Annotated in this window: 1 pseudogene; it reads left to right on the top strand. The window is 69.9% G+C overall.

Annotation, left to right across the window (positions count from 1 at the left end):
• A pseudogene (locus EN807_RS34590) lies at window positions 1–292 on the top strand (ABC transporter permease); the annotation flags it as partial.

Raw genomic sequence — 292 nt, 5'->3', positions numbered from 1 at the left:
CGGCTATCCGGTCTGGGTGGCGATCGCGGCCGTCATCGTCGCCCATGTCGCGCTCTATCACACGCGCTTCGGCGTGCATCTGCTGGCCACCGGCGGCCAGGCCGAAAGCGCCTCGGCGCTGGGCATCCGCACCGGCAGGGTGAAGATCGCCGCCTACACGATTTCCGGCTTCTGCGCCGGCATCGCCTCGCTGCTCCTGGTGGCGCGGATCGGCTCGGCCGAGCCGCTGATCAACACCAGCCTGCTCCTCAATTCGGTGGCCGCCGTGGTGCTGGGCGGCGTGAGCCTGTTC

The sequence above is a fragment of the Mesorhizobium sp. M5C.F.Ca.ET.164.01.1.1 genome (assembly GCF_004792125.1).
Classification (GTDB): domain Bacteria; phylum Pseudomonadota; class Alphaproteobacteria; order Rhizobiales; family Rhizobiaceae; genus Mesorhizobium; species Mesorhizobium wenxiniae.
This window is presented reverse-complemented; position numbering and strand designations above follow the sequence as displayed.